Source organism: Sphingomonas sp. (assembly GCF_004799495.1).
In the GTDB taxonomy this organism is placed as follows: domain Bacteria; phylum Pseudomonadota; class Alphaproteobacteria; order Sphingomonadales; family Sphingomonadaceae; genus Sphingomonas.
Genome location: NZ_SSMY01000011.1, coordinates 1 through 21,887 on the forward strand (window position 1 = coordinate 1; position 21,887 = coordinate 21,887).

The window sequence follows — 21,887 nt, forward strand, 5'->3', positions numbered from 1 at the left end:
GCCCATAAAAATGCCCCCGGCGAACCAAGATCACCGGGGGCACCTACACATATCGCACCCGAGGGAGATCGGGACTGGAGTCGCCATCGTCAAATGAGCAAACCGGTGGCGACATGCTATTTATCATTCGGGCTCAATCTGGCGTAACTTCGCGGTCTAACGCGTCCTTCGGAGATTGAACCTAACTTTTCCTCCCACGAGATCAGCCGACAAAGATCGCGTTCCACGTGCTCAAACTCGTGTTTGGTGAAATGCCGATTGGCGAAGCACGAACGTGCGTGCACGTGAGTAAGCGGAGCCATGAGGCCGGTGGCCGCGAATGCGGACGCCGCGCATCTATCGAGTGATCGAACTCGCTTTGCTCGTTCGCCCAGCGACCGCTTGTTCGCTCACGTGCGAGCACGCGAGCTACACCGCGCGTTCGCATTTCTAAGAGCACTTCGTGTAAACACGCTTAGCCTATAAAGGCTTTATAAGAGAATAGAAGTTTACAACCTTTAGGCCGTCGAGTTACGCGGCTGCCAGCCGATTTCAATTTCGACTTCCGACACCCGAATCGTGTAAGCTTGATAAATAAGAACGAAGGCGCTCCCGCCTACATTCAAGGCTTACATGAAGATCACTGTAGACGAAGCCGCACCGGGCAGCGGTAAGACACACAACGCCCTTTCTAACATGATCTCGTTTCCGGCTCGATATCTGTTCGTCACCGAACGCAAGGAGTCGATCCACTCGATTACACGTCAATGTCGCGAACTCGGCGTTCAACGGCATCGCCACGTTCGAGTCTGGCCGGTTGATGCTGACAATCTCCCCACGTCCCGGAACAGTGTGCGCGAGGAAGTCGAAGCGCTGCCGAACCACTTCCGTGACGAGCCGCACGTCATTGCGATCATCACGCACGCGGCGCTTCTCATGAGCGACCTAAGCGATTTCACCGGCTGGCACGTCATCATTGATGAGGTCCCGAATGTGCTCAGCATTCAGGAAGTCCAAACCCTCAAGGACACCGCATTCTTCGCCGACCACTACACGTTGGAAAAGCTCGACGGCTATGACGGCTGGTCGGTCGTGGGGCTCACCGCGCGTGGTCGAGCGCTCACTTCTCGTCACCTCTACCAAGATGACAGTCACCGGCATTTGCGGTCGTTCCATAGCCGTGTGCTCGATAGCGCCGATCACGATCATCGTCGCGTCGTCTGCAATCTCACCGATTGGGGGCAGATGGGTCAAGCCGTGGAGACGACGGCGGGCAAGCTCGCCCCGGTGTGGATTTGGGGAAGTCTCTTCACGCTGTCCGCGCTGGCGGCGTTCGAGACGGTGACGATCCTCGCGAACCGGTTTCGGGAATCGCTGTCCTACAAGCTTCTCGTGGCGTCGGCGGGCGATCTCGATATCCGGTGGACGCTCCGCGCATCATCGCGCCCGATTGCGTGGCAGCGTCGTTCGGTGCGTGTCGTCTATTTCAGCGAGCGCCGGGCATCGCGCTACCATCTCCTTTCCGAGACGGGTCGTGAGCATCTGACGCGGATCGATGCCTATTTGGCCGCTCAGATGGGCACAGCGTCGATTTGGAGCACGAACGGGGCATTTGCCGGGTCTTTCACGTCGTTGCCCTCAGCGAACCGCCAGCCGCCAAAACAGGCGGGTTCAAATGAGTTCGTCGCGTGCAACGAAGCCGCAATCATCTACAGCGCCAAGGCTTCGCCGAACGTGCGCGGGTTGCTTGCCACCCATGGCGTGAGCGAGGCCGATTGGATCGCGACCAATGAAAACGAGATCGTGCTTCAATTCCTCACGCGCACGAGCCTGCGCAATCCCGCCTCAGCCGAGCCCGTCACCCTCTACGTGTATGACCGGGCTCAGGCCGATTACGTCGCCGAGCGGATCGGTGCCTTGCCCCACGCCGATCTCTCCGTTGAACACGTCGATCTCGGCGTTGAGACGGCTCAGCGGCCCCGTGGGCGGAAGCCGCGCATCCTCTCGCCGGACGAGATCGAAGCCAAGGCGAAGGCACGGCGCGACTACATGCGCGACTATCAGCGGGCTCAGCGGGCAGCCGCGAAAGGCGGTGCGGCATGACAGGCTCGCTCAAGCGACACTACAGCATTCGCTTTGTCCGCGCGGACGACGCCGCACCGATATGGAAAGAGATCAACCGGCTACGTGAAACACAGACGATCTATCGCGGCGTATCGATGTGGCATGACCTTCACTATCGCGTGTCGTTTTCGGATGAGAGCGCCGCGTTAGCGTTCTTCATGACGTGGTGCGATGACATTGAAATCGTTGACCGATGGGCACACGACGAATGGGGCAACCGCCTTCGTGACGGCGATGCGGTCGAAGGCGGCGCGGCATGATCGTGCTCAAGGAATACGTCGCCGACGCTTTGCTCACCGCGTGCGAAGCCGATCCGGCTCGGGAGTTACCGCCCGCTGCCAGCTTCCCCACATCGTTCAGCTTTCGCGTGCTCGCAATCACTGCCGGTCATTTGGCCACTATGATGTCAGCACTTGGTGAGCGCCTGTTCGCCGAGTGTGGTGACGCATGATCCGCCCCAAAGAATACGCCCTCAGCGGTTGGCTCGAAGCTCAGGCACGAGCGTGGCATGAAGAGATGGGCCGGGGCGTGTTCGATTTCGACCGACGCGACGTGTTGCGAAATCGGGCACTGAACGGTTACGTCGTTGATGACGCTCTTCGATCATTCTTCAATGCGGTCGTCAGATTCGACAACGCGACCATTCAGAGCGCTGCCACGCTGCACTATCTTAACGTCATTAAATCCGCACCTAACCCCTAATTCGCGAAGATAACTACTATCGGAACCCACGGTTATCGACGGGTTCCGATAGGACACACAATGATTGATCTCGTCACCGCTGCCGAACTGTGCAGCCGCCTAAAGATCGGACGCGACAAGCTCAACGAGCTTCGCACCGATCCTGCCTTTCCCAAGCCGGTTGAACGGCTGTTGCCCAAGCTGTTTTGGCTCGAAACTGAAATCGCGCAATGGCTCAAACCCGGTGAGCCCAACGACGCCTCCGACGCTAAGATTTGCCGTGTCTATCGACACACTTTCATCGACGTTGGTCGTGCCAACGCCTTCATGAAGTTCTTGGGCGACGATCTCATTGAAATCAGGGTCGGCGACGGCGAATGGTTCTTCAACCCAGACGGCACGCTGCCCGAGCGGGACGGGCTCGCATACGAGTTCACTTTCCGCCGTCGTGAAGCTCTTGATGAGTTTTGGGCGCACTGTCGGGAGGGCAAGTGATGCCCGGTCGTTATTTCGCATTCGCCACTTCCGCCATTCATGAAAACTATGGTTGGCGAGACTTCATAAGTGCGCATGACAGCATCATCGATGCGTTGGCGGCAATCGCGGCTTTCGAACCCGATCCTGACGAACCCGGTGGCGATTTCGAAGGCAACATCGGCGACTCCGAAAGCCTCAAGTGCGTCCTCACTTTCGAACGAGAATGGGGAAAGACCTACGTCGAGTTCGATGAGATAATGGACGAAGACGCAGTTCAAGTGAAGTTGACCTTCCCCGACCTATTTGAAGATCGCGATTCTTATCCGACCGTCGCACGACTTCGTCGCGGTGCCGCCTATTACATCGTTCGCGAAACGCTGTCGGGCGCGCCTCCCTCGCCGACATATTCGCCGCTGTTCGGTATGCCGAAGTTGGAGGGCAAGTGATGACCCGCACCGAACGCCTCATCATCGCCCGCGAAGCTGAACTCGAATACATCTACGAACTCGTTGAGGCGTCGGCACTCACCGCCCATGCGGACGATATCGCCACCCTGTTTGCCCGTTCGCGGGAGATCGTCGCGGAGATCGCGGCGTTGAAGCGGGAGGCGGCATGACGACGCTCGTTTTCCGCCTTCCATATCGCGATATAGGGGAAATCTTGGCGTTGGGTGACGGACGGTTTGCTTCGCGCGAGGTTATCGTCGCCGATCTTGCCAACCGCATCGCGACCGGCAACGGTTCGCTCACCATCAAATCGCTGTTCACCGACGAACAACTGGCATCGATGCGTCCCCGTATATCCTTTCTCGAAGGCGTCGCGGCTTTTCTCGCTTTCGACAACGATGCCGACGCCGTGGCCTTCCGCCTGCGCTACGCCGACGATCTCGACTTCATCGCCTGAGCGCCGTAGCCTGCCTGCTACAAGGGGGATAGCGATGCGGGAAGAGGTTGCGACGCTCCACGAGCGGATGAGCCGAGGCGGCGATTGGCGTGCGTTTCGGGATGAGATCGCGGAGCTTCACGCTCAGGACAACACCGAGGAAGAGTATGTCGAGCTATTGAAGGCGCACTTCAATCTCATGCTCTTGATCGATCAGGTCTTCGACGGCGAGACGGCGACGAAGCTTCACCAAATCGTCCTGTCGGAATATCTGCTTTTCCTGAACAAAGAGGCGCTGCAAGGCGGCGAGCTAATCAACCCGGTCGTGCTCGAACGCATTACGCGGCGTGAGGTCGAAGCGGGGCGGCTCGACCCGGACAGCGAAGCCCGCAAGCTCGCCGTCGCGGGTGCTTCCGTGCTCGGCGACTCGTCGCGCCATGACCGCTCGGACGGACGCAACGCCGTCGGCGGCGGTGCTACGCTCGGGTTGATCGTCGGCGTCATTCTCAAATTCGTGATCGCGGGCGCGACGTGGTGGATCGTTGGCAAGGCAATCGTGATAGGCGCACTGATCGGGCTGTTCTTCGAATTGCTGCCCCGATTATTCCGCGTTGCGCGCTAACGCACGTTCCAAACGTAGCTGTAAGTCCCGCAAAGGCCGGGACTGTCCTTGTCTTCCGGCTTCGTCGCGGAAGACCACACCGACATGTTGACGGCACCGCCGACGCCATCCTGATAGCTTTGCCAGAGGACGACGAACCGCGCCTTCGCGCCAGCCCCGCAAAGTGTGTTTCCTTGCCGTAGCGCGCCGGGATCGCTCGATAGCGCGTAGACGCTGGCGGTGCTTTTCTTGCCCGTGTCATCCCACTCGCGCCACCACTTGCCAACGAGCCGCGACCGAACAACCTTGCCGTTGAACGTGATCGACTGAGGCCGGACGCGCACCGGACCGGTGATGGCCTGTGCCGTGCGGCTCAACGGCACCAAGGGACGCGGGTCTTGCCACGCATAGTGCTCGATAGCGGATTGCGCGAAGGCGAGCGTCGGCATCGTGGCGAAGAGCACGGCAAGGATTGTTTTCATTCGGCAATCTCCCACTGCTAACCACTGTGCCCGAACGCACCCCGGTTACGTCCACCATCCGGCGTGTTTTGCATTTCGACCACTGACTCGGCGTTGCCCAAAAAGAGCGTCACGTTGAGGGGGTGCGCGTGCACCTCCTTGTAAAACTCAGGGTCCGCTTTCGCTTCGACGTTCAGCGCTTCCATCACGCCCGCTATCCGCTGCGCGACGATAGGATCAACGATCTCAATGACGCGTTCGATTTGCGTCTTCGCCCGTGCGATCAAGTGTCGGTCGATTATCTGACGGCGCGACAATGCGCCGGTTCGAACCGTGATGCCTTCGACTTCCAAGACGGCGATTTCTCGAACCCAATTGCCCACGTAAGAGCCGCCAGTGCCGTAATGGGCAACGGCGCGGTCGCGGAGATCGCAAAGCTCTTTGTGCACGATCTTCTCGGCGTCGTTGAGGTATGGCAGCGGATCGAATTGCTTCCGCTCTTCCGATGAGGTTTTCGCGGCGCGCGCATAGAGCAACACGATGTAGCTCATGAGCGCGGCTTCGCTCGTCTCGCGAAACTCGGCGGGCTGGTTCATCGGCGTGTCGAGCGAGAAGGCCAAGGCGTCGCACGCCTCAAGCGCAATTCGGAGATCAACCGAAATCGACTGTAGCCCGATCATGTTCTTGATCGTCCAAGCGAGGTCAAGCTTGCGCTTCTCAGCAATGAGCCGGTCGGCGAACGCGGATAGGTTGAAAGTCTGCTTCGCTGGCATCGCCCGAGGATAGCGGAATTGGTTTCAATTCCTATCGCCGGTTTTTGCCGGTATATACTCGGCATCGCGCGACAATGCGTCAACGTGCGAAATGGCATCACGCTATCGGGGGTGAACTGCGGCCCGCCCCTGACGCCCTGAGATAGGGTGATAGTGTGGCCTTGCGTGATCGTTATTGGGAACGTCCGTATCTGACGCTCGAAGAGTTTGCGGACTACGCGTGCATGAAGGTGCGTAGCCTCAACGACTGGCGGGCGAAGCGGAGTCCGCTCTTCCCGAGCGAATACCGCCCCGCCGGTCGTCCAATTTTCAAAACAAGCGAAGTTGCGGATTGGGTGGAGAGTCGGGCACTGACGCGAAAGACGGCGTGGCATCATCCCGAGTGGAAGGCTTCGCCGTCTCAAGAGTGATCGCACGTTCAGGAACGCCGAGACGATCCGCGACGCCAACCTTGACCGCAATGTCGATCAAGAACGCTTCCCATTTGGCGTAGGCGTCGCGCTTCTCGTCCGCGAGGTCGTAGCGGTCATAGACTTCCGTCAGCCCGGTTTTCTTGTGGGCGATCACCGCTTCCGCCGTGTCGTAATCGATGCCGAGCCGCTTCGCGTTCGAGCGAAAGGTGCGACGGAAGTCGTGATAGGTCCACGCGGGGATCGACTGCCCCGCGATCTTCGCCATGCGCTTCGCGACCCGGTTCCGAATCTTATACCACCCGTCCATGCGTGGCCCGTCCTTGCGGTCGCTCGCGATCAGCCAAGCGTCGTTCGTCCGGGCGAGCGCGGTGCCCCATGCGCCAAGATAAACCTCATGCGTGATGTGGTTCTTCATACGCGGACCGGGGATCGTCCACACGCTGCCCGCGATCTCGCTCATCGCTGCGCCGAGCACTTCGTCGCGGCGCAACGCGGTGAGCAATAGGAGCAAGATCGCCCGTTGATAGATGCGCTCTTCATCCGCCAGCGCGGCCAATAACCAACCAATCTCGTCATGGCTGAGGAAGCGGTCGCGCTTGGTCTGCTTGTAGTAGTAGGCATCAAGGGAGATTGCGGGATCGGCCTTTAGCACAATGCCCGCTGCCTTGCCCTCACGGGACGCGCACCATTTGAAAAACACCTTCATTTCACCCGCGAGCCGGTTCGCGCGGATTGGTGCCTTCGCGCCCTTGGCGAGCACGAGCGACCACAAGTCATCGTCGGTGATCTCTTGAAGGATGCGCGAGCCGATTTGCTCGCACATGTCGATCTTCCACATCGATTCCTTGTCGGCGATTGATCGCTGCTTGAGCTTCCGCCGCGTGCCCGCGCGGACGTAGGTCATGTAAAGGTCGCGCGCGTCGCCGACCGTGATGTAGGCGGCTTTCTCGGCACGCGTCGCTTCGTCCGGATCAATTCCTTGCTCGACCGCCCGATTGAGCGTCTGTGCCCATTCGCGTGCATCGGCGATGCTCTTGTCGGGGAACTTGGCGAAGGTCTTTTTGACGAACCTTGCGGCGTCGCCCGTGCCCGCAACGCGGCGGCGATACTTCCACATGAGGCGGAAGCCGCCGCGCGTTTGAGCTTCGACATACAGGCCGGGCGTCTGCGGATCGGCCATCATGCCCGAGCGAAGTGCTTCGATGGTGGCAGGGGTAAAGGTCTGCTTTTTGGTCATTGGAGCCTCATCAGGAAGAGCGAGGCGGTCCAAGTTTCACGGGCACAAGCCGGGCACAACAAGGTGCCCTGATTCGCTTTATTTCGCCTGAAATCGCCGAAACCGTGTGCCCGCATTGTGCCCGTATTCGCTCTTCGTAGCCGCGCAAAGCGGCGGAAAAGCTCGGTTTTCTGCGGTTTTTGACGCTTGCTTACGGTGCGCTAAAAGCGAATTTGTAAACCGAAGGTCGCGGGTTCGATTCCTGCAACCGGCACCGCCTACCGATCCCGCCAATAATCGAACGCGATCTGCTGCTGCTCGCGCACCAGCTTTATCGCGCGTGGCCCGGTCCACGGTCCGTCATACCCGAGCACGAACGCCCGCGCGCCGCCCCACCAGCCCTGGCCTGGCAGCCCGTCCGATTCGCGCACGACCAGCACCGCCAGTTCCGGCTCGCCCGCCGCGATCGCGGCCTCGTCGATCACATCGAGCGTCTTGCACAAGGCCCGCATCTTTGGCCGCGTAAAACGCAGGCCCAGTTCGCCCAGCATCTCGCTGTAACTAACCGCCCGTCCTTCGCGCGCCGCCGCGATCAGCAAACCGCGCACGCGCTCCACATCGGCGATCGGTGAGTCGGTCATTGCCCGCGCTCCGTTCCTCGGCTTAGGTGCAACCCGCATCGCGTGGAAGGCGTTACGCACCCCAAAATGATCAAGGTCGCGAGCTATAATATCCGCAAGGGGATCGGCACCGACCGCATCCGCAGCCCCGACCGCATCCTGCACGTGCTCCACGAAATCGACGCCGACGTGATCGCGCTGCAGGAGGCCGACCGCCGCTTCGGCGGGCGCGCGGCGATCCTCAGCCCGCACCACCTCGCCGAGCATAGCGCGTACAAGGCGGTGCCGTTCGGCAAGCGCGAGCATTCGGCGGGGTGGCACGGCAACGTCCTGCTGGTGCGCAAGGACGCGACGATCGCCGATTGCGAAGCGATCCACCTCCCCACCCTCGAGCCGCGCGGCGCGGTGATGGCGGATCTGCGGGTCAACGGCACGCTGGTGCGGATCGTCGGGATGCACCTCGATCTGTCGGGGCTGATGCGTCGGCGCCAGGCCGATGCGATCATCGCGCACCTTGATGCGAGCACCGATCGCTTGCCGACGGTGATGATGGGCGATCTCAACGAATGGACGCGGCATTCGGGGTGCCTCAAGAACTTCGCCGAGCGCTTCACCATCGCGGCGACCGGGCCCAGTTTCCACGCGCGGCGCCCGGTCGGGCGGCTCGACCGGATCATGGCCTCGCCCGATCTGCGCATCGCCGATTGCGGGGTGCACCATTCGCCAGCGTCGCGTACCGCGTCCGACCACTTACCAATCTGGGCCAAGATCGAAGCCGCATGACGCGCGAGAAGGAACTCCGCATGGCGCTGGTCTGCTACGGCGGGATCAGCCTGGCGGTGTACATGCACGGCATCACCAAAGAGATCTGGCGCCTCGCCCGCGCCTCGCGCGCGTTTCACGGCGACCACGCTCCGCCGGCGCAATCGACCGAGCGAGTCTATCACGCGCTGCTCGCGGAAATCGAGACCGAGTCCGACGTGAAACTGCGCATCCTGCCCGATATCATCGCGGGTGCGAGCGCAGGCGGGATCAACGGCGTGTTCCTGGCACAGGCGATCGCGACTGGGCAGAGCCTGGAGCCCCTAACGCAATTGTGGCTCGACACCGCCGACGTCGAGGCACTGATCGATCCCGACCAGGCGGCGCAGCATCCCTGGACGAAGATATGGGCGCTGCCGATCGCGTGGATGGCGCAACGCCGTGGTGCCGCGCGGATCGACGAGCTGGTCGAGGCAGGCGCGCGGCGCGAGGTGCAGGCGAAGCTGTCGCAATTCGTCCGCGCGCGCTGGTTCGAGCCACCGTTCGGGGGGAAGCGCTTCTCCAACCTGATCCTCGACGCGCTGGAGGCGATGCACGCCGCGGGCGGCGACGGGCGGTTGCTCCCCCACGGTCAGCCGCTCGACCTGTTCGTCACCGTCACCGATTTCCGCGGCCATCCCGAACGGCTCGAACTGCATTCGCCGAGCGAAGTGATGGAGACCGAGCACCGCCTCGTCATCCCGTTCAGCGACCATGGCACGGGCGGCTTCGCCGACCCCGCCGAGCTGACTTTCGCCGCGCGTGCGACCTCTAGCTTCCCGGGCGCCTTCCCGCCGTTCAGTGTCGGCGAACTCGATAGCGTGCTCGACGAGCGCGCGCTGGCGTGGCCGACCCGCGCCGCGTTCCTCGAACGCGCGCTGCCGCGCCAGTACGCCGCCAACGCGGCCGACAGCGCAGTGCTGATCGACGGCTCGGTGCTGGTCAACGCGCCGTTCCGCCCGGCGATGGACGCGCTGCGCGAACGCCCCGCCAGGCGCGAGATCGACCGCCGCTTCATCTATATCGACCCCGCCCCCGGCCCGAGCTTCCAGTTCGGCGCGACCGCGGCAGCGACGCCCGGGTTCTTCCAGACGATCATCGGCGCGATTTCCGAAATCCCGCGCCAACAACCGATCCGCGACAATCTGGAAGCGATTCAGGAGCGCAGCGAGCGGATCGACCGGATGCGCGCGATCACGCGGCTGATTCGGCCCGAGGTCGAGGCGCAGATCGAGGCGTTGTTCGGTTATACTTTGTTTCTAGATTCGCCGACGCCGGCGCGACTCGCCGCTTGGCGGACCAAGGCGCAGAATGCGGCGGCGGCCAAATCGGGGTTCGGGTACGCGGCGTACGGTCATTTGAAGGTCGCTGGTGTCGTCGACCTGATCGCAACCCTGCTCCACGCGGTCGGCGGCGAAGGGGCGCCCGAGCGGCTGCACCGCATCCGCCGCGCCGTCGAGGAGGCGGTGCGAGCAATGGACGGCGGGCTGACCTTCGCCGGCAAGGCGAGCCCGTCTGCGATCGCATTCCTGCGCTCGTTCGATCTCGGTTTCCGCATCCGCAGGCTTCGGCTGGTAGCGCGCCGGCTCACCGAGCTGGAGGACGAACTGACCGAAACGCAACTCGCGACCGCGCGCGCGCAAATCTACGACGCGCTCGCGGGGTATCTCGAGGCCAAGCGCACCGACCCGCACGCGGGGCTGCGCCGCGCGGTCCGCGTGATGCGGAGCGACGCGCAGCCGGTGCTCGACCAATTGGCGGCCTCGCTCGGACTCAAGCAGCTCGACGACGAGACCGACCGGAAGATGGCGGTCGCATTCGAAGGCATGGCGAAGGAGGTGAAGCGCCCACTCCTCCTCGCCTATCTCGGTTTCCCGTTCTTCGACGTCGCGACGCTGCCGCTGCTCCAGGGCGAAGGGCTCGATGAATTCGACCCGATAAAGGTCGACCGGATCGCGCCCGAGGACGCCGCGTCGATCCGCCAGGGCGGCGCCGAGGCTACCTTGAAGGGCATCCAGTTCAACGCGTTCGGCGCGTTCTTCAGCCGCGCGTATCGCGAGAACGACTATCTGTGGGGCCGCCTCCACGGCGCCGAGCGGATGATCGACATCGTCGTCTCCGCACTCCCGCCGCGCACGCGGATGAAGCCGGGACGTGTGGCGGCGATCAAGCGCCAGCTTTTCCATGCGATCCTCGACGAGGAAGAACCGCGACTGGGCGCGGTGCCGGGGTTGATCGGCGCGCTGCGCAAGGAAGTCGGCTGAGGCTGGCCAAGGGCGCCCTTCCCCGCTAGCCTCCCTCCCATGCAATTCCTCAAAATCCTGCTGTGGTGCCTGCTCGCCTTCGTCGCGGCGATCTTCACCTTCGGCAACTGGACGTGGGTCACGATCAACCTGTGGGGCGGGCTGGTCGCGGAGGTGAACCTGCCGTTCCTGATGCTGCTGATGTTTCTCGCCGGGATGCTGCCGACCTGGCTATATTTCCGCGCGCAGCGCTGGCGGCTGACCCAGCGGCTCGCCACGTCGGAACGGATCATCGCCGACCTCAAGCCCGTACAGAGCGTCGCGGTGGTCGAGCCGGTGACGCCGCCGGCACCGCCATCGCCGCCGCCGGTCGACAAATTGCTATGACCAGCCGCATCTACGTTGCGCTCGACACGCCCGATATCGAGCGGGCCAAGGTGATCGCCAACCGCGTCCGCCACCATGTCGGTGGGATCAAGCTGGGCCTCGAATTCTTCATGGCGAACGGGCGTCACGGCGTGCTGGAGATGCACGAGCTCGGCCTGCCGATCTTTCTCGACCTCAAGCTGCACGACATCCCGAACACCGTCGGCAAGGCGATTCAGTCGTTGCGCGGGCTCGATCCCGCGGTGCTGACCGTCCACGGCGCGGGTGGCCGCGCGATGCTGGAGGATGCCAAGGCGGCCGCGCCGATCGACACCAAAGTCGTCGCGGTAACGATGCTGACCAGCCTCGACGAGAACGACCTGCGAACCACGGGGATCGAAGGATCGGCGCACGATCAGGTGCTGCGGCTGACCGACCTCGCGATGGACGCCGGGCTCGACGGCATCGTCTGTTCGGGCGACGAGGTCGCCGCGGCGCACAAACATTGGCCCAAGGGGTTCTTCGTCGTCCCCGGCGTGCGTCCGGCCAACGGCGCGATCGGCGACCAGAAGCGCGTCGTGACGCCGCGGGCCGCGCTCGATGCAGGCGCATCGATCTTGGTGGTGGGACGTCCAATCACCGGCGCCGAAGACCCCGACATGGCCGCGCGCGAAATCGGGGCGACGTTGTAAGGCGAGTCCGCTTCGGCCATAGCGCCGCGATGCCCCGCGTCACCGGCAAGATTTGCGGCCTTTCAACGCCCGAAACGCTCGACGCCGCGATCGCGGGCGGGGCGAGCCATGTCGGGTTCGTGCTCTATCCGCCCTCCCCCCGCGCGGTGTCGTTCGATGGCGTGCGCGGTCTCACCCAGCGTGTGCCCAGCCATGTCGCCAGGGTCGGCGTATTCGTTGATCCGTGCAACGCGCTGATCGACCAGGCCATCGGGAGCGGAGCGCTCGATGCGATCCAGCTCCATTCGGTGACGCCGGCACGCGCGGCGGCGTTGAAGCAGCACAGCAAGCGTGAGGTGTGGGTCGCGGTGGCGGTCAAGACGCGCGCCGACCTCGACACTGCTGCCAATTATCGGAGTGCGTGCGACAAAATTCTGTATGACGCCAAGACGCCGGACGGCGCACTCCCCGGCGGGATGGGCGTGCGGTTCGACTGGACTTTGCTCGACGGCTTCCCGCACCCTCTCCCTTGGGCGCTGTCGGGCGGGCTGACGGCGGACAATGTTGGCGAGGCCGCGCGGCGCACCGGCGCGTCGCTCGTCGACACGTCGTCGGGCGTCGAGACCGCGCCGGGCGTGAAGGATGTGGACAAGATCGCCACGTTCCTGCGGGCAGTTGCACAAATCTAGTCCGCTGGTGTCGAGCGAAGTCGAGACACGGTAACAGGCGGAAACGCTTCTCGACTTCGCTCGAAGCGAACGGCTAAGGGGAGGCGCAATGACCGCCAACACCTTCCGCGCGCAGCCCGACGACAGAGGGCATTTCGGCCAGTTCGGCGGGCGCTATGTCGCCGAGACGCTGATGCCGCTGATTCTCGACCTCGAGCGCGAATATCGCGCGGCGAAGGCGGACCCGGCGTTTCAGGCGCAGTTCGATGACCTGCTCGAACATTATGTCGGCCGCCCCAGCCCGCTCTATTTCGCCGAGCGGCTGACCGCGGCGGTGCGGGAGGGGTGCGACCCCGGCAAAGGTGCGCAAATCTGGTTCAAGCGCGACGAGCTCAACCATACCGGTGCGCACAAGATCAACAATTGCATCGGCCAGATCCTGCTCGCCATGCGGATGGGCAAGACGCGGATCATCGCCGAGACCGGCGCGGGGCAGCATGGCGTCGCCACCGCGACCGTGTGCGCGCGGTTTGGGCTGCCGTGCGTGATCTACATGGGCGCTAAGGACGTAGAGCGGCAGCAGCCTAACGTGTTCCGGATGAAATTGCTTGGTGCCGAGGTGATGCCGGTGACGAGCGGCGCGAACACATTGAAGGACGCGATGAACGAGGCGCTGCGCGATTGGGTCGCGAACGTCCACGACACCTTCTACATCATCGGCACCGCGGCGGGACCGCATCCCTATCCTGAACTCGTCCGCGATTTTCAGTCGGTTATCGGGACGGAGGCGCGCGCACAGATGCTGAGCCGGATCGATCGCCTGCCCGACCTGCTGGTCGCGGCGATCGGTGGCGGGTCCAACGCGATCGGGCTGTTCCACCCATTCCTCGATGATGCCGAGGTGAAGATGCTGGGCGTCGAGGCGGCCGGCGAAGGGCTCGACAAGAAGCACGCCGCGAGCCTTGCGGGTGGCTTCCCCGGCATCCTCCACGGCAACAAGACCTATCTGCTGCAGGACGACGACGGCCAGATCGCAGAGGCGCATTCGATTTCGGCGGGCCTCGACTATCCCGGGATTGGGCCTGAGCACTCATGGCTCAAGGAAATCGGGAGGGTCGAATACACCTCGGCAACCGACGAGGAAGCGCTCAGCGCGTTCCAGTTGTTGTGCAAGACCGAGGGCATCATCCCCGCGCTCGAACCTTCGCACGCCATTGCAGCTGTCGTGCACAAGGCACGGGAAATGGATCAAAACCAGATCATCCTGTGCAACCTGTGCGGGCGCGGCGACAAGGACATCTTCACCGTCGCTGAGGCGTTGGGGGTTGCGATATGAAGAGCAAAAATCAGCTAATCGGCTTCGTAATTATGACGACGCTAGTCGTTGCGCTGATCCCGCTCGGTGAAACAATGGCGTTTGGGAACACCATTGTCGTCGTCCTTTACGCGATCTCGTTTGCGACAGGCATTTCGCTCGCCACCGCCAGCCTGTCGCGGCCTTATCGGGCGTTTTGGGCCCTCGGCTTGTCGATCGTGCTGGTTGTATTAGCAACCACGATCAATACGTCGATGGCGCCGGGCGAAGAGGGAGGACCCGTTCTGGGCCTGATCGTGTTCGGTTTCTACCTGGGCCTGCCGACCTTGATCTTCGCGTTGCTATTTGGGCTCGCGCTAAAACCCCGCATGCTACAATGAGCCGCCTGTCCTCCGCTTTCGCTAAAGAACGTCCTGCCCTCGTGACCTTCGTCACCGCAGGCGACGGCCCGACCGCGGCAGTCCTCGACGCGCTGGTCGCGGGCGGCACGGACGTGATCGAGCTCGGCATGCCGTTCACCGATCCGATGGCGGACGGCCCGGCGATCCAGGCGGGCAATCTGCGCAGCCTCGGCGCGGGAACGACGACCGCCGATATCCTGAGTATCGCCAAAGACTTCCGCGCGCGCCATCCCGACGTGCCGCTGGTGCTGATGGGCTATGCCAACCCGATGACCCGCCGCGGGGCAGACTGGTTCGCCGCCGCCGCGCGCGAGGCCGGGGTCGATGGCGTGATCTGCGTCGATATCCCGCCCGAGGAAGACGAGTCGCTGGGTCCCGCGCTGCGCGCCGCGGGGGTTGACCTGATCCGTCTCGCCACCCCTACCACCGATGCCGCGCGGCTCCCCCGCGTGCTCGATGGCGCGAGCGGGTTTCTCTATTACGTCTCGGTCGCCGGGATCACCGGCAAGCAACAAGCGGCGCAAGCTTCGATCGAGGACGCCGTCGCGCGCCTTAAGGCCGCGACCGATCTGCCCGTCGCGGTCGGTTTCGGCATCCGCACGCCCGAGCAAGCCGCCGCGATCGCGCGCGTCGCCGACGGCGTCGTGGTCGGCTCGGCGATCGTCGAACTGGTCGGCGAGCACGGGCGGGATGCACCGGAACCGGTTCGCGCCTATATCGCTTCACTCTCGGCGGCGATTCACGCTGCCCGCAAGGAAACAGCATGAGCTGGCTCAGCAACGTCCGCAACGCGCTCTCTTACGTGATGCCGAAGAAGGAGAGCCCCGACAACCTCTGGCACAAGTGCAAGGGGTGCGGGCAAATGGTGTTCGCGAAGGAGCTGGAGGACAACCTCTATGTCTGCCCGAACTGCGGACATCACGAGCGGATCGGGCCCGAGGTGCGGTTCGCGCAGATCTTCGACGAGGACAGCTACGAGCAACTCGCCGCGCCCAAGGTGCCCGAGGATCCGCTCAAGTTCCGCGACCAGAAACGCTATACCGACCGCATCAAGGCCGCGCGCGCCGCGACGGGCGAAAGCGACGCGCTGATCAACGCGAGCGGGACGATCGACGGGCGCAAGGCGGTGGTCGGCGTGCAGGACTTCGCGTTCATGGGCGGATCGATGGGCCTCGCGGTCGGCGAAGCATTCGTGCGCGGAGTCGAGGCGGCGATCGAGGAGGAGGCGCCGTACATCATCTTCACCGCGGCGGGCGGCGCGCGGATGCAGGAAGGTATATTGTCACTGATGCAGATGCCGCGTGCGACCGTGGCGATCGAGATGCTACACGACGCCGGACTGCCCTATATCGTCGTGCTGACCGACCCCACGACGGGCGGCGTCACCGCGAGCTACGCCATGCTCGGCGACGTCCAGATCGCCGAGCCGGGCGCGCTGATCGGGTTCGCCGGGCAGCGCGTGATCGAGCAGACGATCCGCGAGAAATTGCCCGAGGGGTTCCAGCGCGCGGAGTATCTGCTCGATCACGGCATGCTCGACATGGTCGTGCCGCGTGCCGAGCTGAAGGCGACGCTGGCGAGCGTGGTCGGCTATCTGTGCGAGCGCCGGAAGGCGGCATAATCTCCCCTCCCGCTTGCGGGAGGGGTCGGGGGAGGGCATGTGCCGACCCGTGCTGATCGACGCGCCCTCCCCTAGCCCCTCCTGCAAGCGGGAGGGGAACTGATGCCCGACCACGCCACCTCCGCCGATCCCGCCGTCCAGCGCCAGTTCGACCGGCTAGCGGCGTTGTCCCCCGGCGCCGACATTCTCGGGCTGGAGCGGATCAGCGCGTTGTTGGAGCGCGTCGGCAATCCTCAGGATCGCCTCCCACCCGTGCTCCACGTCGCGGGGACCAACGGCAAGGGATCGACCTGCGCCTTCCTGCGCGCGGGATTGGAAGCGGCGGGATATAGCTGCCACGTCTATTCCTCGCCCCACCTCGTCCGCTTCAACGAGCGAATCCGGCTCGCCGGCACGCTGATCGACGATGCACAGCTTGCCGCGTTGATCGAGGAAGTGCTCGACGCGGGCGGCGATATCGGCGCGAGCTTCTTCGAGGTGACGACCGCCGTAGCGTTCCTCGCCTTCGCGCGCACGCCGGCGGACGCTTGCATCATTGAGGTCGGGCTCGGCGGGCGGCTCGATGCGACCAACGTCATCGCGGAGCCGATCGTTACCGGGATCGCGCAACTCGGGATCGACCACGAACGCTTTCTGGGGAGCGACATCGAGGGCATCGCCGCGGAAAAGGCCGGGATCGCCAAGCCACACGTCCCGCTCGTCACGATGCGTTACCCGGCCAAGGTCGAGGCGCGCATCGCCGGCGTCGCACGGACCGCCGGCGCGCCGATTGCGGCGGAGGGCGGGCACTGGTTCTGGGCGGCGGACGAGGCGCACGTGACATACCGCGACGCCGCGGGCCGGGTCGTGACACCCCTCCCCGCGCTCGCCGGATCGCACCAGCGGGCCAATCTCGCGCTCGCCATCGCGATGCTGCGGCACCAGCGCGCGCTGACGATCCCGCCCGAGGCGTATGTCGCGGCGGCGGAGCACGCGATCTGGCCCGCACGGCTGCAAAAGCTCAGCGCAGGGCCGCTGACGACAAAGCTGCCCGGCCGCACCGTGCTGGTCGACGGCGGGCACAATGCCGATGCGGCGCAGGCAATCGCGGCGGCGCTGGCCGGGTCCGCCCCTTTCGACCTGATCTTCGGGCTGATGAAGAACCGCAAGATCGCCGATGTCCTCGGGCCGATCGCGCCACTCGTGCGCAAGGCGCATGTCGTGCCGCTGACCGGGCACGAGCACCACGACCCGCGCGACGTCGCGATGTTCGCGCAGGCGCGCTCGGCGCCGCGCCATTGCTATCCGGCTGTCAGCCTCGAGCAGGCGGTGGACCGGCTGGCGACGGACGAGGAAGGCGCGCCGACCGTCCTCATCGCCGGGTCGCTCTATCTCGCCGGTGAAGCGCTCGTCGCGAACGACGAGGCGCCGGTCTAGCCCGCGCGCAACTCGCGCAATTTGTCGACCGCCCAGCGGTACATCTCAGCATCGTCGCGGCGCTGATAGCTGTCGAGCCGCTTCATCCGGTCCTCGACCTCCTCGAGCACACCAAGCGCTTCGCGCTTGCGCCCCAGTTCGATCAGCAGCGCGGCATAGCGGCAGCGCGCTTCCTCGCCCGGCATGCGCGTGACGATGTCGCGATAGATCGCCAGCGCCTCGTCCTGGCGCCCGACATGATCGTACAGCCGCGCGCGCAACAGGTTCAACTTGTCGCGCTCACTCTGCCCACTCGGCTCCTTGATGTCCTCGACCGTCGCCAGCGCGGCATCGACTTGATCGTCCTCGAACAACGCGTTGGCGAGCTTGGTCTCGGTGCGCGGGTCCGCCATCGGCTGCGCCGCCAGCGCCTCGCGATAGAGCGGGATCGCCTCGCCCGGCCGGTGCACCGCCGCCAGCGCGTCGGCGAGCCGGATACGGTTGGCGATCGTGTCCGCCAGCCCCAGCGCATCGCGCGCGTTGCGCACCTCGCGCTCGGGGTCGATCGCTTTGGCCGCCTGCGCCTTCATGACGCGGACGTGGCGGTTGCCCTGCATCCCGGGCAGCACCTCGATGATGAAATAGGCGAGGCATCCGACCACGGGGAAGAAGATCAGCGGCCAGATCCAGAACTGGTTGCGCCCCAACCGGATGCAATGGACGACGCATGCGACCTGGCACAGGATCGACCCGCCGTAGAGGAGCAATGGCAGCATCAGCCGGGCTCGCCGGTGTGGCCCGGCTCCGCCACGGCCGCGAGGCGTGACGTGCGCCACCATTCTAGCAGCACGAACAGGATCGCGATCACGCCCGCCAGCGACAGCCAGCGGAACACCGTGCCGTAGCCATGGATCGGGATCGCCTCGCCCACCGGCGCGCGCATCAGCGCGCCGACCAGGAAGGTCATCGACGACAACACCGAATATTGTACCGCGGCGTACTTCTTGCTGACCACGCCCGACACGAACGCAACCAGCGCGGCGCCGGCGATGCCGGTCGAGATGTTCTCGTAACAGATCGCGAGCAGCAGCCGCGCCATCCGCAGGTCGCCGCCGAAAGCCTGCACCAGCAGGTCGAGCCGCGTGGCGTGCAGCACCATGTCGATATAGGGCGACCCGTCGGCCAAATCGGCGAACACGAAATTGCCGAAGATCGGCAGGATCGCACCGATCAGCACGGTCGGAAAACGGCCGATCCTGAGGAAGAGATACCCACCGATGCTCACCCCGACGATCGACATGATGATGCCGAAGATCTTCGACGCGAACGCCACCTCGTCCTTCGAATAATGCATGAAATCGAGGTAGAACGGGTATGCGAACGACGCCCAGACATTGTAACACAACGCATAGGTCAGGATCAGCCCGATGATCAGCAGCACGCCCCAGCGCAGCCGCTCGGCGAGATCGGCGAGCGGGGCGATCAGCGCGCCGTAGAGGTGGTTGGCGGCGGTGCGCGCGCCCGATCGCGTCGTGTCCTCGACCGTCTGGACGTTCTGCCCGCGCGCCTTCATCCGGTTGATGAACGCGGCGACCGCCAGCGGCACGAACACCGTCGCGGTAATGATCAGCCAGCCATAATTCTTCAGGAAATCGCCCGCCGAGGGCCGCACCGCGCCGGGCGGCAGGTCGGCGAGCATGCCGATCATGAACATCACGAGCGTGACGATCGCCCAGGTCCAGCTCGCGCCGACGATCAGCAGCGCGAACGCGCGGATTCGCGGATTGACCTCGCCCGGTTGCGCCAACGCGCTCGCCTTGACGCTATCGGGTCGCGGCGTGTCCGGCGCACCGAGCCCCAGCGCCAGCACGACAGCCATCAGCGCCGCCATCACCAGATAGACGGTCGGCCACGACATTCGCGCCGCGAGATACAGCGCCACCGCCCCCCCGACGATCGACGCGCTCCGTGCTCCAAGCTGATAGACCGAGGACAGCAGTTCGACCGGCGTCTTCTCGTCGGCAACATCGATCCGCCAGCCGTCGATCGCGACGTCCTGAGTCGCCGACGCCAGCGCGCCGATGAAGGCGAAGATCGCGAACCGCGCGATATGCTGGGTCGGGTCGGTGGTGACGATCGCCAGCAGGCTCAGAATCATCGCCGCCTGGCACAGGACGATCCAGCTCTTGCGCCGCCCCAGCCGGTCGAGCACGGGCAGCTTGACGCGATCGACCAGCGGCGACCACAGGAACTTGAAGGCATAGGTCAGCCCGATCCACGACAGCACCCCGATCGTCGCGAGCTTGACCCCGACCTCGCCGAGCCACGCCGTCAGCGTGCCGACCAGGAGCGCCGCGGGCAGCCCCGAGGAGAAACCGTACACCAGCATCGACGCCGACTTGCGCGTGCTGAGCGCGGCCGCGAACACCTTCAATCCCTTTGGCCGTGCCGACGCCGCACTCATTCAGGCTTGCTCCCCACTTCTTATCGGCAGACACTAGCTTTAATTACGGGGAGAGGAAGCCATGAACGTGGCGACCAGGATCGCGCCGACGCCGGGGCAACTCGCTTTGGCGAAGGTGCTCGCGGAAGGCGGCGCGCGGCGCGAGCCGGCGATCACGCATGTGCCCGCATCGGCCTATACCGATCCGGCGCGGTTCGCGCTCGAGCGGGAGAAGTTGTTCGAGCGCCGCCCGCTGGTGATCGCGCCGTCCGCGTTGCTGCCCGATCCGGGCATGGCGGTGCCGCATGACGGCTGCGGCAAGCCGTTGCTCGTCACGCGCGACCGCGAAGGCATCGCGCATGTTTTCCTCAATGTCTGCCAGCATCGCGGGACACGGCTGGTCGAGGGCGGCGATACGGTCTGCGCGGCGAAGCTGGTCTGCCCGTATCATGCCTGGACCTACGGCCTCGACGGCAAGTTGCTCGCGCTGCCGCGCACCGATGCGTTTCCGGGACTCGACAAGAGCGCATTGGGGTTGAAGCGCCTGCCGACGCTGGAGGCTGGCGGGCTAATCTGGTTTTCGTTCGACGAGGGCGCGGATTTCGCCGAGCCGGAAGCGCTGGGACACGATTTCGACGCGTTCGACCTTGCCGGACAGCATTTGTTCAAGCGGCGCACGCACGATGTCGCGGCGAACTGGAAGCTGATCATGGACGCGTTCCTGGAGAGCTATCACGTCCAGCGACTCCACGCGGCAACGATCGGCCCGTTCTTCAAGGACGGCGTGGCGTCGGGCGACCTGATCGGGCCGCACCAGCGATCGGCGGTCGGCCGCGATGTCGAGGCGATCGAATGCGCGGCGGAGGATTGGCCGACGCTTCGCCGCGCGATCACCTATACCTATCAGATGTTCCCCGCGACGATCCTGATCGTCAGCCCCGATTACATTAACCTGATGACGCTGATGCCGCGCGGGGTCGACCGCGTACTGGTCGAGGATTTCATGCTGATCCCCGAGGCTCCCACAACCGACAAGGCGCTGGCACATTGGGAGAAGAGCTGGAATCTGCTCGACGGCGGGGTGTTCGGCGCCGAGGATTTCCGCGCGGCGGCACTTGGGCAGGAAGGGCTGATGTCGGGTGCGATCGACCGTCTGACGCTCGGCGGGCTGGAGGGCGGGATCAAGGTGTTCCACGGTGCCGTCGAGGCGGCGCTGACCTGCCGCTAACGCAAAAAGGGCGACCCGGACGGGCCGCCCTTCAGATGCGCATACCGAAACCGTCAGGCCGGCTTCTTCATCACCGTCGCCTTCGAACCGTCGTCGCCGGTCCCGGTCCAGCTCCCGTCGGCGGCGGGCGCTGAATTGGTATAGCACATTTCCTTGGCGCCCTTCGCGGTGAAGCAGCCCTTGGCTCCCTTCATCACGAACGTGCCGGTCTCCGGCTTTCCGGCGGGGTCGGTGCCGGAATAGGTGCCGTCGGCATTGATCGTGACTTCCATCTTGTCGCCCTTGGCGTCGGTAACAGCATAGGTGCCCGGCTCGAACCCGGTCCATGCCGCGGTGGTGTTCGTCGTCGCCGCTTCGGTCGTCGTGTTTTCGGTCGTCGTCACCATATTGACCGAATCGGTCTTGTTCTCGGTTTTGGGTGCGCATGCCGCCAGCGCGGCGACGGTCGCGAAAAGTAGCATCGTCTTCATGGCTGTTCCCCTCCCATGGGAGCGGGAAGGTATCGTTG

General features: G+C 64.2%; 27 protein-coding genes. 20 read left to right on the forward strand and 7 right to left on the reverse strand.

The window, feature by feature from the left end; genetic code table 11:
- The first annotated feature begins 612 nt into the window (after positions 1-612).
- The 9 genes from E7773_RS11275 to E7773_RS11315 all read left to right on the forward strand — a co-directional run bounded on the left by E7773_RS11275 (position 613) and on the right by E7773_RS11315 (position 4,765).
- Positions 613-2,082 carry a hypothetical protein gene (locus tag E7773_RS11275; protein ID WP_293991233.1) on the forward strand — a complete coding sequence of 490 codons (1,470 nt, stop codon included), beginning with the start codon at positions 613-615 and terminating at the stop codon, positions 2,080-2,082.
- A complete protein-coding gene (locus tag E7773_RS11280; protein ID WP_293991236.1) occupies positions 2,079-2,363 on the forward strand; it encodes a hypothetical protein in 285 nt (94 codons plus the stop codon). The genes E7773_RS11275 and E7773_RS11280 overlap by 4 nt, the downstream gene beginning before the upstream one ends.
- Positions 2,360-2,554 (forward strand): hypothetical protein, encoded by a 195-nt coding sequence (locus E7773_RS11285; RefSeq protein WP_293991239.1) that lies wholly within the window; start codon positions 2,360-2,362, stop codon positions 2,552-2,554. The genes E7773_RS11280 and E7773_RS11285 overlap by 4 nt, the downstream gene beginning before the upstream one ends.
- Complete coding sequence (locus E7773_RS11290; RefSeq protein ID WP_293991241.1) at positions 2,551-2,805, forward strand: hypothetical protein; 255 nt, start codon at positions 2,551-2,553, stop codon at positions 2,803-2,805. The genes E7773_RS11285 and E7773_RS11290 overlap by 4 nt, the downstream gene beginning before the upstream one ends.
- Positions 2,806-2,865: 60 nt before the next feature.
- Positions 2,866-3,279, forward strand: a complete 414-nt coding sequence (locus E7773_RS11295; protein ID WP_293991243.1) for a hypothetical protein — start codon at positions 2,866-2,868, stop codon at positions 3,277-3,279.
- On the forward strand, positions 3,279-3,707 hold the full coding sequence (locus E7773_RS11300) for a hypothetical protein (RefSeq protein ID WP_293991246.1): 429 nt from the start codon (positions 3,279-3,281) through the stop codon (positions 3,705-3,707). Before E7773_RS11295 ends, E7773_RS11300 begins: the two co-directional genes overlap by 1 nt.
- The gene (locus E7773_RS11305) at positions 3,707-3,877 is read left to right on the forward strand and encodes a hypothetical protein (RefSeq protein WP_293991247.1); all 171 of its coding nucleotides are present in this window, start codon (positions 3,707-3,709) and stop codon (positions 3,875-3,877) included. Before E7773_RS11300 ends, E7773_RS11305 begins: the two co-directional genes overlap by 1 nt.
- Positions 3,874-4,164: a hypothetical protein gene (locus E7773_RS11310; protein WP_293991250.1), complete on the forward strand. Its 291-nt coding sequence runs from the start codon at positions 3,874-3,876 to the stop codon at positions 4,162-4,164. Before E7773_RS11305 ends, E7773_RS11310 begins: the two co-directional genes overlap by 4 nt.
- 67 nt (positions 4,165-4,231) lie before the next feature.
- Positions 4,232-4,765 carry a hypothetical protein gene (locus E7773_RS11315; protein WP_293991253.1) on the forward strand — a complete coding sequence of 178 codons (534 nt, stop codon included), beginning with the start codon at positions 4,232-4,234 and terminating at the stop codon, positions 4,763-4,765.
- Here the strand turns inward: E7773_RS11315 and E7773_RS11320 are convergent.
- From E7773_RS11320 to E7773_RS11335, 4 genes are all read right to left on the reverse strand, one after another.
- Positions 4,762-5,226 carry a hypothetical protein gene (locus tag E7773_RS11320; RefSeq protein ID WP_293991255.1) on the reverse strand — a complete coding sequence of 155 codons (465 nt, stop codon included), beginning with the start codon at positions 5,224-5,226 and terminating at the stop codon, positions 4,762-4,764. The genes E7773_RS11315 and E7773_RS11320 overlap by 4 nt on opposite strands.
- A 17-nt stretch (positions 5,227-5,243) precedes the next feature.
- Positions 5,244-5,978 (reverse strand): hypothetical protein, encoded by a 735-nt coding sequence (locus E7773_RS11325; protein ID WP_293991258.1) that lies wholly within the window; start codon positions 5,976-5,978, stop codon positions 5,244-5,246.
- 309 nt (positions 5,979-6,287) lie between these two features.
- Positions 6,288-7,628, reverse strand: coding sequence for an integrase family protein (locus tag E7773_RS11330; RefSeq protein WP_293991260.1), 1,341 nt, complete (start codon positions 7,626-7,628; stop codon positions 6,288-6,290).
- A 257-nt stretch (positions 7,629-7,885) separates the two neighbouring features.
- Positions 7,886-8,248 carry a ribose-phosphate pyrophosphokinase gene (locus tag E7773_RS11335; protein ID WP_293991263.1) on the reverse strand — a complete coding sequence of 121 codons (363 nt, stop codon included), beginning with the start codon at positions 8,246-8,248 and terminating at the stop codon, positions 7,886-7,888.
- A 66-nt stretch (positions 8,249-8,314) separates the two neighbouring features.
- On the opposite strand from E7773_RS11335, the gene E7773_RS11340 reads away from it, so the two are divergent.
- The 10 genes from E7773_RS11340 (at position 8,315) to E7773_RS11385 (ending at position 17,729) form a co-directional block, all read left to right on the forward strand.
- A complete protein-coding gene (locus tag E7773_RS11340) occupies positions 8,315-9,010 on the forward strand; it encodes an endonuclease/exonuclease/phosphatase family protein (protein ID WP_293991265.1) in 696 nt (231 codons plus the stop codon).
- On the forward strand, positions 9,007-11,292 hold the full coding sequence (locus tag E7773_RS11345; protein WP_293991267.1) for a patatin-like protein: 2,286 nt from the start codon (positions 9,007-9,009) through the stop codon (positions 11,290-11,292). The genes E7773_RS11340 and E7773_RS11345 overlap by 4 nt, the downstream gene beginning before the upstream one ends.
- A gap of 39 nt (positions 11,293-11,331) precedes the next feature.
- Entirely contained in the window at positions 11,332-11,658 is a 327-nt protein-coding gene (locus E7773_RS11350; RefSeq protein ID WP_293991270.1) for a hypothetical protein, read from the forward strand.
- Positions 11,655-12,329, forward strand: a complete 675-nt coding sequence (pyrF, locus tag E7773_RS11355) for an orotidine-5'-phosphate decarboxylase (RefSeq protein ID WP_293991272.1) — start codon at positions 11,655-11,657, stop codon at positions 12,327-12,329. The genes E7773_RS11350 and pyrF overlap by 4 nt, the downstream gene beginning before the upstream one ends.
- 29 nt (positions 12,330-12,358) lie before the next feature.
- Complete coding sequence (locus tag E7773_RS11360) at positions 12,359-12,997, forward strand: phosphoribosylanthranilate isomerase (protein ID WP_293991275.1); 639 nt, start codon at positions 12,359-12,361, stop codon at positions 12,995-12,997.
- A gap of 88 nt (positions 12,998-13,085) precedes the next feature.
- On the forward strand, positions 13,086-14,312 hold the full coding sequence (gene trpB, locus E7773_RS11365; protein WP_293991277.1) for a tryptophan synthase subunit beta: 1,227 nt from the start codon (positions 13,086-13,088) through the stop codon (positions 14,310-14,312).
- Positions 14,309-14,671 carry a hypothetical protein gene (locus E7773_RS11370; protein ID WP_293991280.1) on the forward strand — a complete coding sequence of 121 codons (363 nt, stop codon included), beginning with the start codon at positions 14,309-14,311 and terminating at the stop codon, positions 14,669-14,671. Before trpB ends, E7773_RS11370 begins: the two co-directional genes overlap by 4 nt.
- Entirely contained in the window at positions 14,668-15,459 is a 792-nt protein-coding gene (trpA, locus tag E7773_RS11375; RefSeq protein WP_293991282.1) for a tryptophan synthase subunit alpha, read from the forward strand. Before E7773_RS11370 ends, trpA begins: the two co-directional genes overlap by 4 nt.
- Positions 15,456-16,313, forward strand: coding sequence for an acetyl-CoA carboxylase, carboxyltransferase subunit beta (gene accD / locus E7773_RS11380; RefSeq protein WP_293991285.1), 858 nt, complete (start codon positions 15,456-15,458; stop codon positions 16,311-16,313). The genes trpA and accD overlap by 4 nt, the downstream gene beginning before the upstream one ends.
- 102 nt (positions 16,314-16,415) lie before the next feature.
- Positions 16,416-17,729: a folylpolyglutamate synthase/dihydrofolate synthase family protein gene (locus E7773_RS11385; protein WP_293991289.1), complete on the forward strand. Its 1,314-nt coding sequence runs from the start codon at positions 16,416-16,418 to the stop codon at positions 17,727-17,729.
- On the opposite strand, the gene E7773_RS11390 is transcribed toward E7773_RS11385, so the two are convergent.
- Together E7773_RS11390 and E7773_RS11395 are read right to left on the reverse strand one after the other, a co-directional pair.
- Positions 17,726-18,484 (reverse strand): tetratricopeptide repeat protein, encoded by a 759-nt coding sequence (locus E7773_RS11390; RefSeq protein ID WP_293991292.1) that lies wholly within the window; start codon positions 18,482-18,484, stop codon positions 17,726-17,728. The genes E7773_RS11385 and E7773_RS11390 overlap by 4 nt on opposite strands.
- Complete coding sequence (locus E7773_RS11395) at positions 18,484-20,172, reverse strand: MFS transporter (RefSeq protein WP_293991295.1); 1,689 nt, start codon at positions 20,170-20,172, stop codon at positions 18,484-18,486. Before E7773_RS11395 ends, E7773_RS11390 begins: the two co-directional genes overlap by 1 nt.
- Positions 20,173-20,233: 61 nt before the next feature.
- On the opposite strand from E7773_RS11395, the gene E7773_RS11400 reads away from it, so the two are divergent.
- Entirely contained in the window at positions 20,234-21,379 is a 1,146-nt protein-coding gene (locus tag E7773_RS11400; protein WP_293991297.1) for an SRPBCC family protein, read from the forward strand.
- 53 nt (positions 21,380-21,432) lie between these two features.
- Here the strand turns inward: E7773_RS11400 and E7773_RS11405 are convergent, their stop codons facing one another.
- Complete coding sequence (locus E7773_RS11405) at positions 21,433-21,849, reverse strand: hypothetical protein (protein WP_293991300.1); 417 nt, start codon at positions 21,847-21,849, stop codon at positions 21,433-21,435.
- Positions 21,850-21,887: the final 38 nt, after the last annotated feature.

Excerpts from the sequence above, each read along its gene's own strand:
- E7773_RS11350 (WP_293991270.1), top strand. The coding sequence starts at position 11,332 with ATGCAATTCCTCAAAATCCTGCTGTGGTGCCTGCTCGCCTTCGTCGCG.
- E7773_RS11390 (WP_293991292.1), bottom strand. The coding sequence starts at position 18,484 with ATGCTGCCATTGCTCCTCTACGGCGGGTCGATCCTGTGCCAGGTCGCA.
- E7773_RS11330 (WP_293991260.1), bottom strand. The coding sequence starts at position 7,628 with ATGACCAAAAAGCAGACCTTTACCCCTGCCACCATCGAAGCACTTCGC.
- E7773_RS11295 (WP_293991243.1), top strand. The coding sequence starts at position 2,866 with ATGATTGATCTCGTCACCGCTGCCGAACTGTGCAGCCGCCTAAAGATC.
- trpB (WP_293991277.1), top strand. The coding sequence starts at position 13,086 with ATGACCGCCAACACCTTCCGCGCGCAGCCCGACGACAGAGGGCATTTC.
- E7773_RS11360 (WP_293991275.1), top strand. The coding sequence starts at position 12,359 with ATGCCCCGCGTCACCGGCAAGATTTGCGGCCTTTCAACGCCCGAAACG.
- pyrF (WP_293991272.1), top strand. The coding sequence starts at position 11,655 with ATGACCAGCCGCATCTACGTTGCGCTCGACACGCCCGATATCGAGCGG.
- accD (WP_293991285.1), top strand. The coding sequence starts at position 15,456 with ATGAGCTGGCTCAGCAACGTCCGCAACGCGCTCTCTTACGTGATGCCG.
- E7773_RS11275 (WP_293991233.1), top strand. The coding sequence starts at position 613 with ATGAAGATCACTGTAGACGAAGCCGCACCGGGCAGCGGTAAGACACAC.
- E7773_RS11280 (WP_293991236.1), top strand. The coding sequence starts at position 2,079 with ATGACAGGCTCGCTCAAGCGACACTACAGCATTCGCTTTGTCCGCGCG.
- trpA (WP_293991282.1), top strand. The coding sequence starts at position 14,668 with ATGAGCCGCCTGTCCTCCGCTTTCGCTAAAGAACGTCCTGCCCTCGTG.
- E7773_RS11300 (WP_293991246.1), top strand. The coding sequence starts at position 3,279 with ATGCCCGGTCGTTATTTCGCATTCGCCACTTCCGCCATTCATGAAAAC.
- E7773_RS11385 (WP_293991289.1), top strand. The coding sequence starts at position 16,416 with ATGCCCGACCACGCCACCTCCGCCGATCCCGCCGTCCAGCGCCAGTTC.
- E7773_RS11325 (WP_293991258.1), bottom strand. The coding sequence starts at position 5,978 with ATGCCAGCGAAGCAGACTTTCAACCTATCCGCGTTCGCCGACCGGCTC.
- E7773_RS11395 (WP_293991295.1), bottom strand. The coding sequence starts at position 20,172 with ATGAGTGCGGCGTCGGCACGGCCAAAGGGATTGAAGGTGTTCGCGGCC.
- E7773_RS11345 (WP_293991267.1), top strand. The coding sequence starts at position 9,007 with ATGACGCGCGAGAAGGAACTCCGCATGGCGCTGGTCTGCTACGGCGGG.
- E7773_RS11370 (WP_293991280.1), top strand. The coding sequence starts at position 14,309 with ATGAAGAGCAAAAATCAGCTAATCGGCTTCGTAATTATGACGACGCTA.
- E7773_RS11310 (WP_293991250.1), top strand. The coding sequence starts at position 3,874 with ATGACGACGCTCGTTTTCCGCCTTCCATATCGCGATATAGGGGAAATC.
- E7773_RS11290 (WP_293991241.1), top strand. The coding sequence starts at position 2,551 with ATGATCCGCCCCAAAGAATACGCCCTCAGCGGTTGGCTCGAAGCTCAG.
- E7773_RS11400 (WP_293991297.1), top strand. The coding sequence starts at position 20,234 with ATGAACGTGGCGACCAGGATCGCGCCGACGCCGGGGCAACTCGCTTTG.
- E7773_RS11285 (WP_293991239.1), top strand. The coding sequence starts at position 2,360 with ATGATCGTGCTCAAGGAATACGTCGCCGACGCTTTGCTCACCGCGTGC.
- E7773_RS11335 (WP_293991263.1), bottom strand. The coding sequence starts at position 8,248 with ATGACCGACTCACCGATCGCCGATGTGGAGCGCGTGCGCGGTTTGCTG.
- E7773_RS11405 (WP_293991300.1), bottom strand. The coding sequence starts at position 21,849 with ATGAAGACGATGCTACTTTTCGCGACCGTCGCCGCGCTGGCGGCATGC.
- E7773_RS11340 (WP_293991265.1), top strand. The coding sequence starts at position 8,315 with ATGATCAAGGTCGCGAGCTATAATATCCGCAAGGGGATCGGCACCGAC.
- E7773_RS11315 (WP_293991253.1), top strand. The coding sequence starts at position 4,232 with ATGAGCCGAGGCGGCGATTGGCGTGCGTTTCGGGATGAGATCGCGGAG.
- E7773_RS11305 (WP_293991247.1), top strand. The coding sequence starts at position 3,707 with ATGACCCGCACCGAACGCCTCATCATCGCCCGCGAAGCTGAACTCGAA.
- E7773_RS11320 (WP_293991255.1), bottom strand. The coding sequence starts at position 5,226 with ATGAAAACAATCCTTGCCGTGCTCTTCGCCACGATGCCGACGCTCGCC.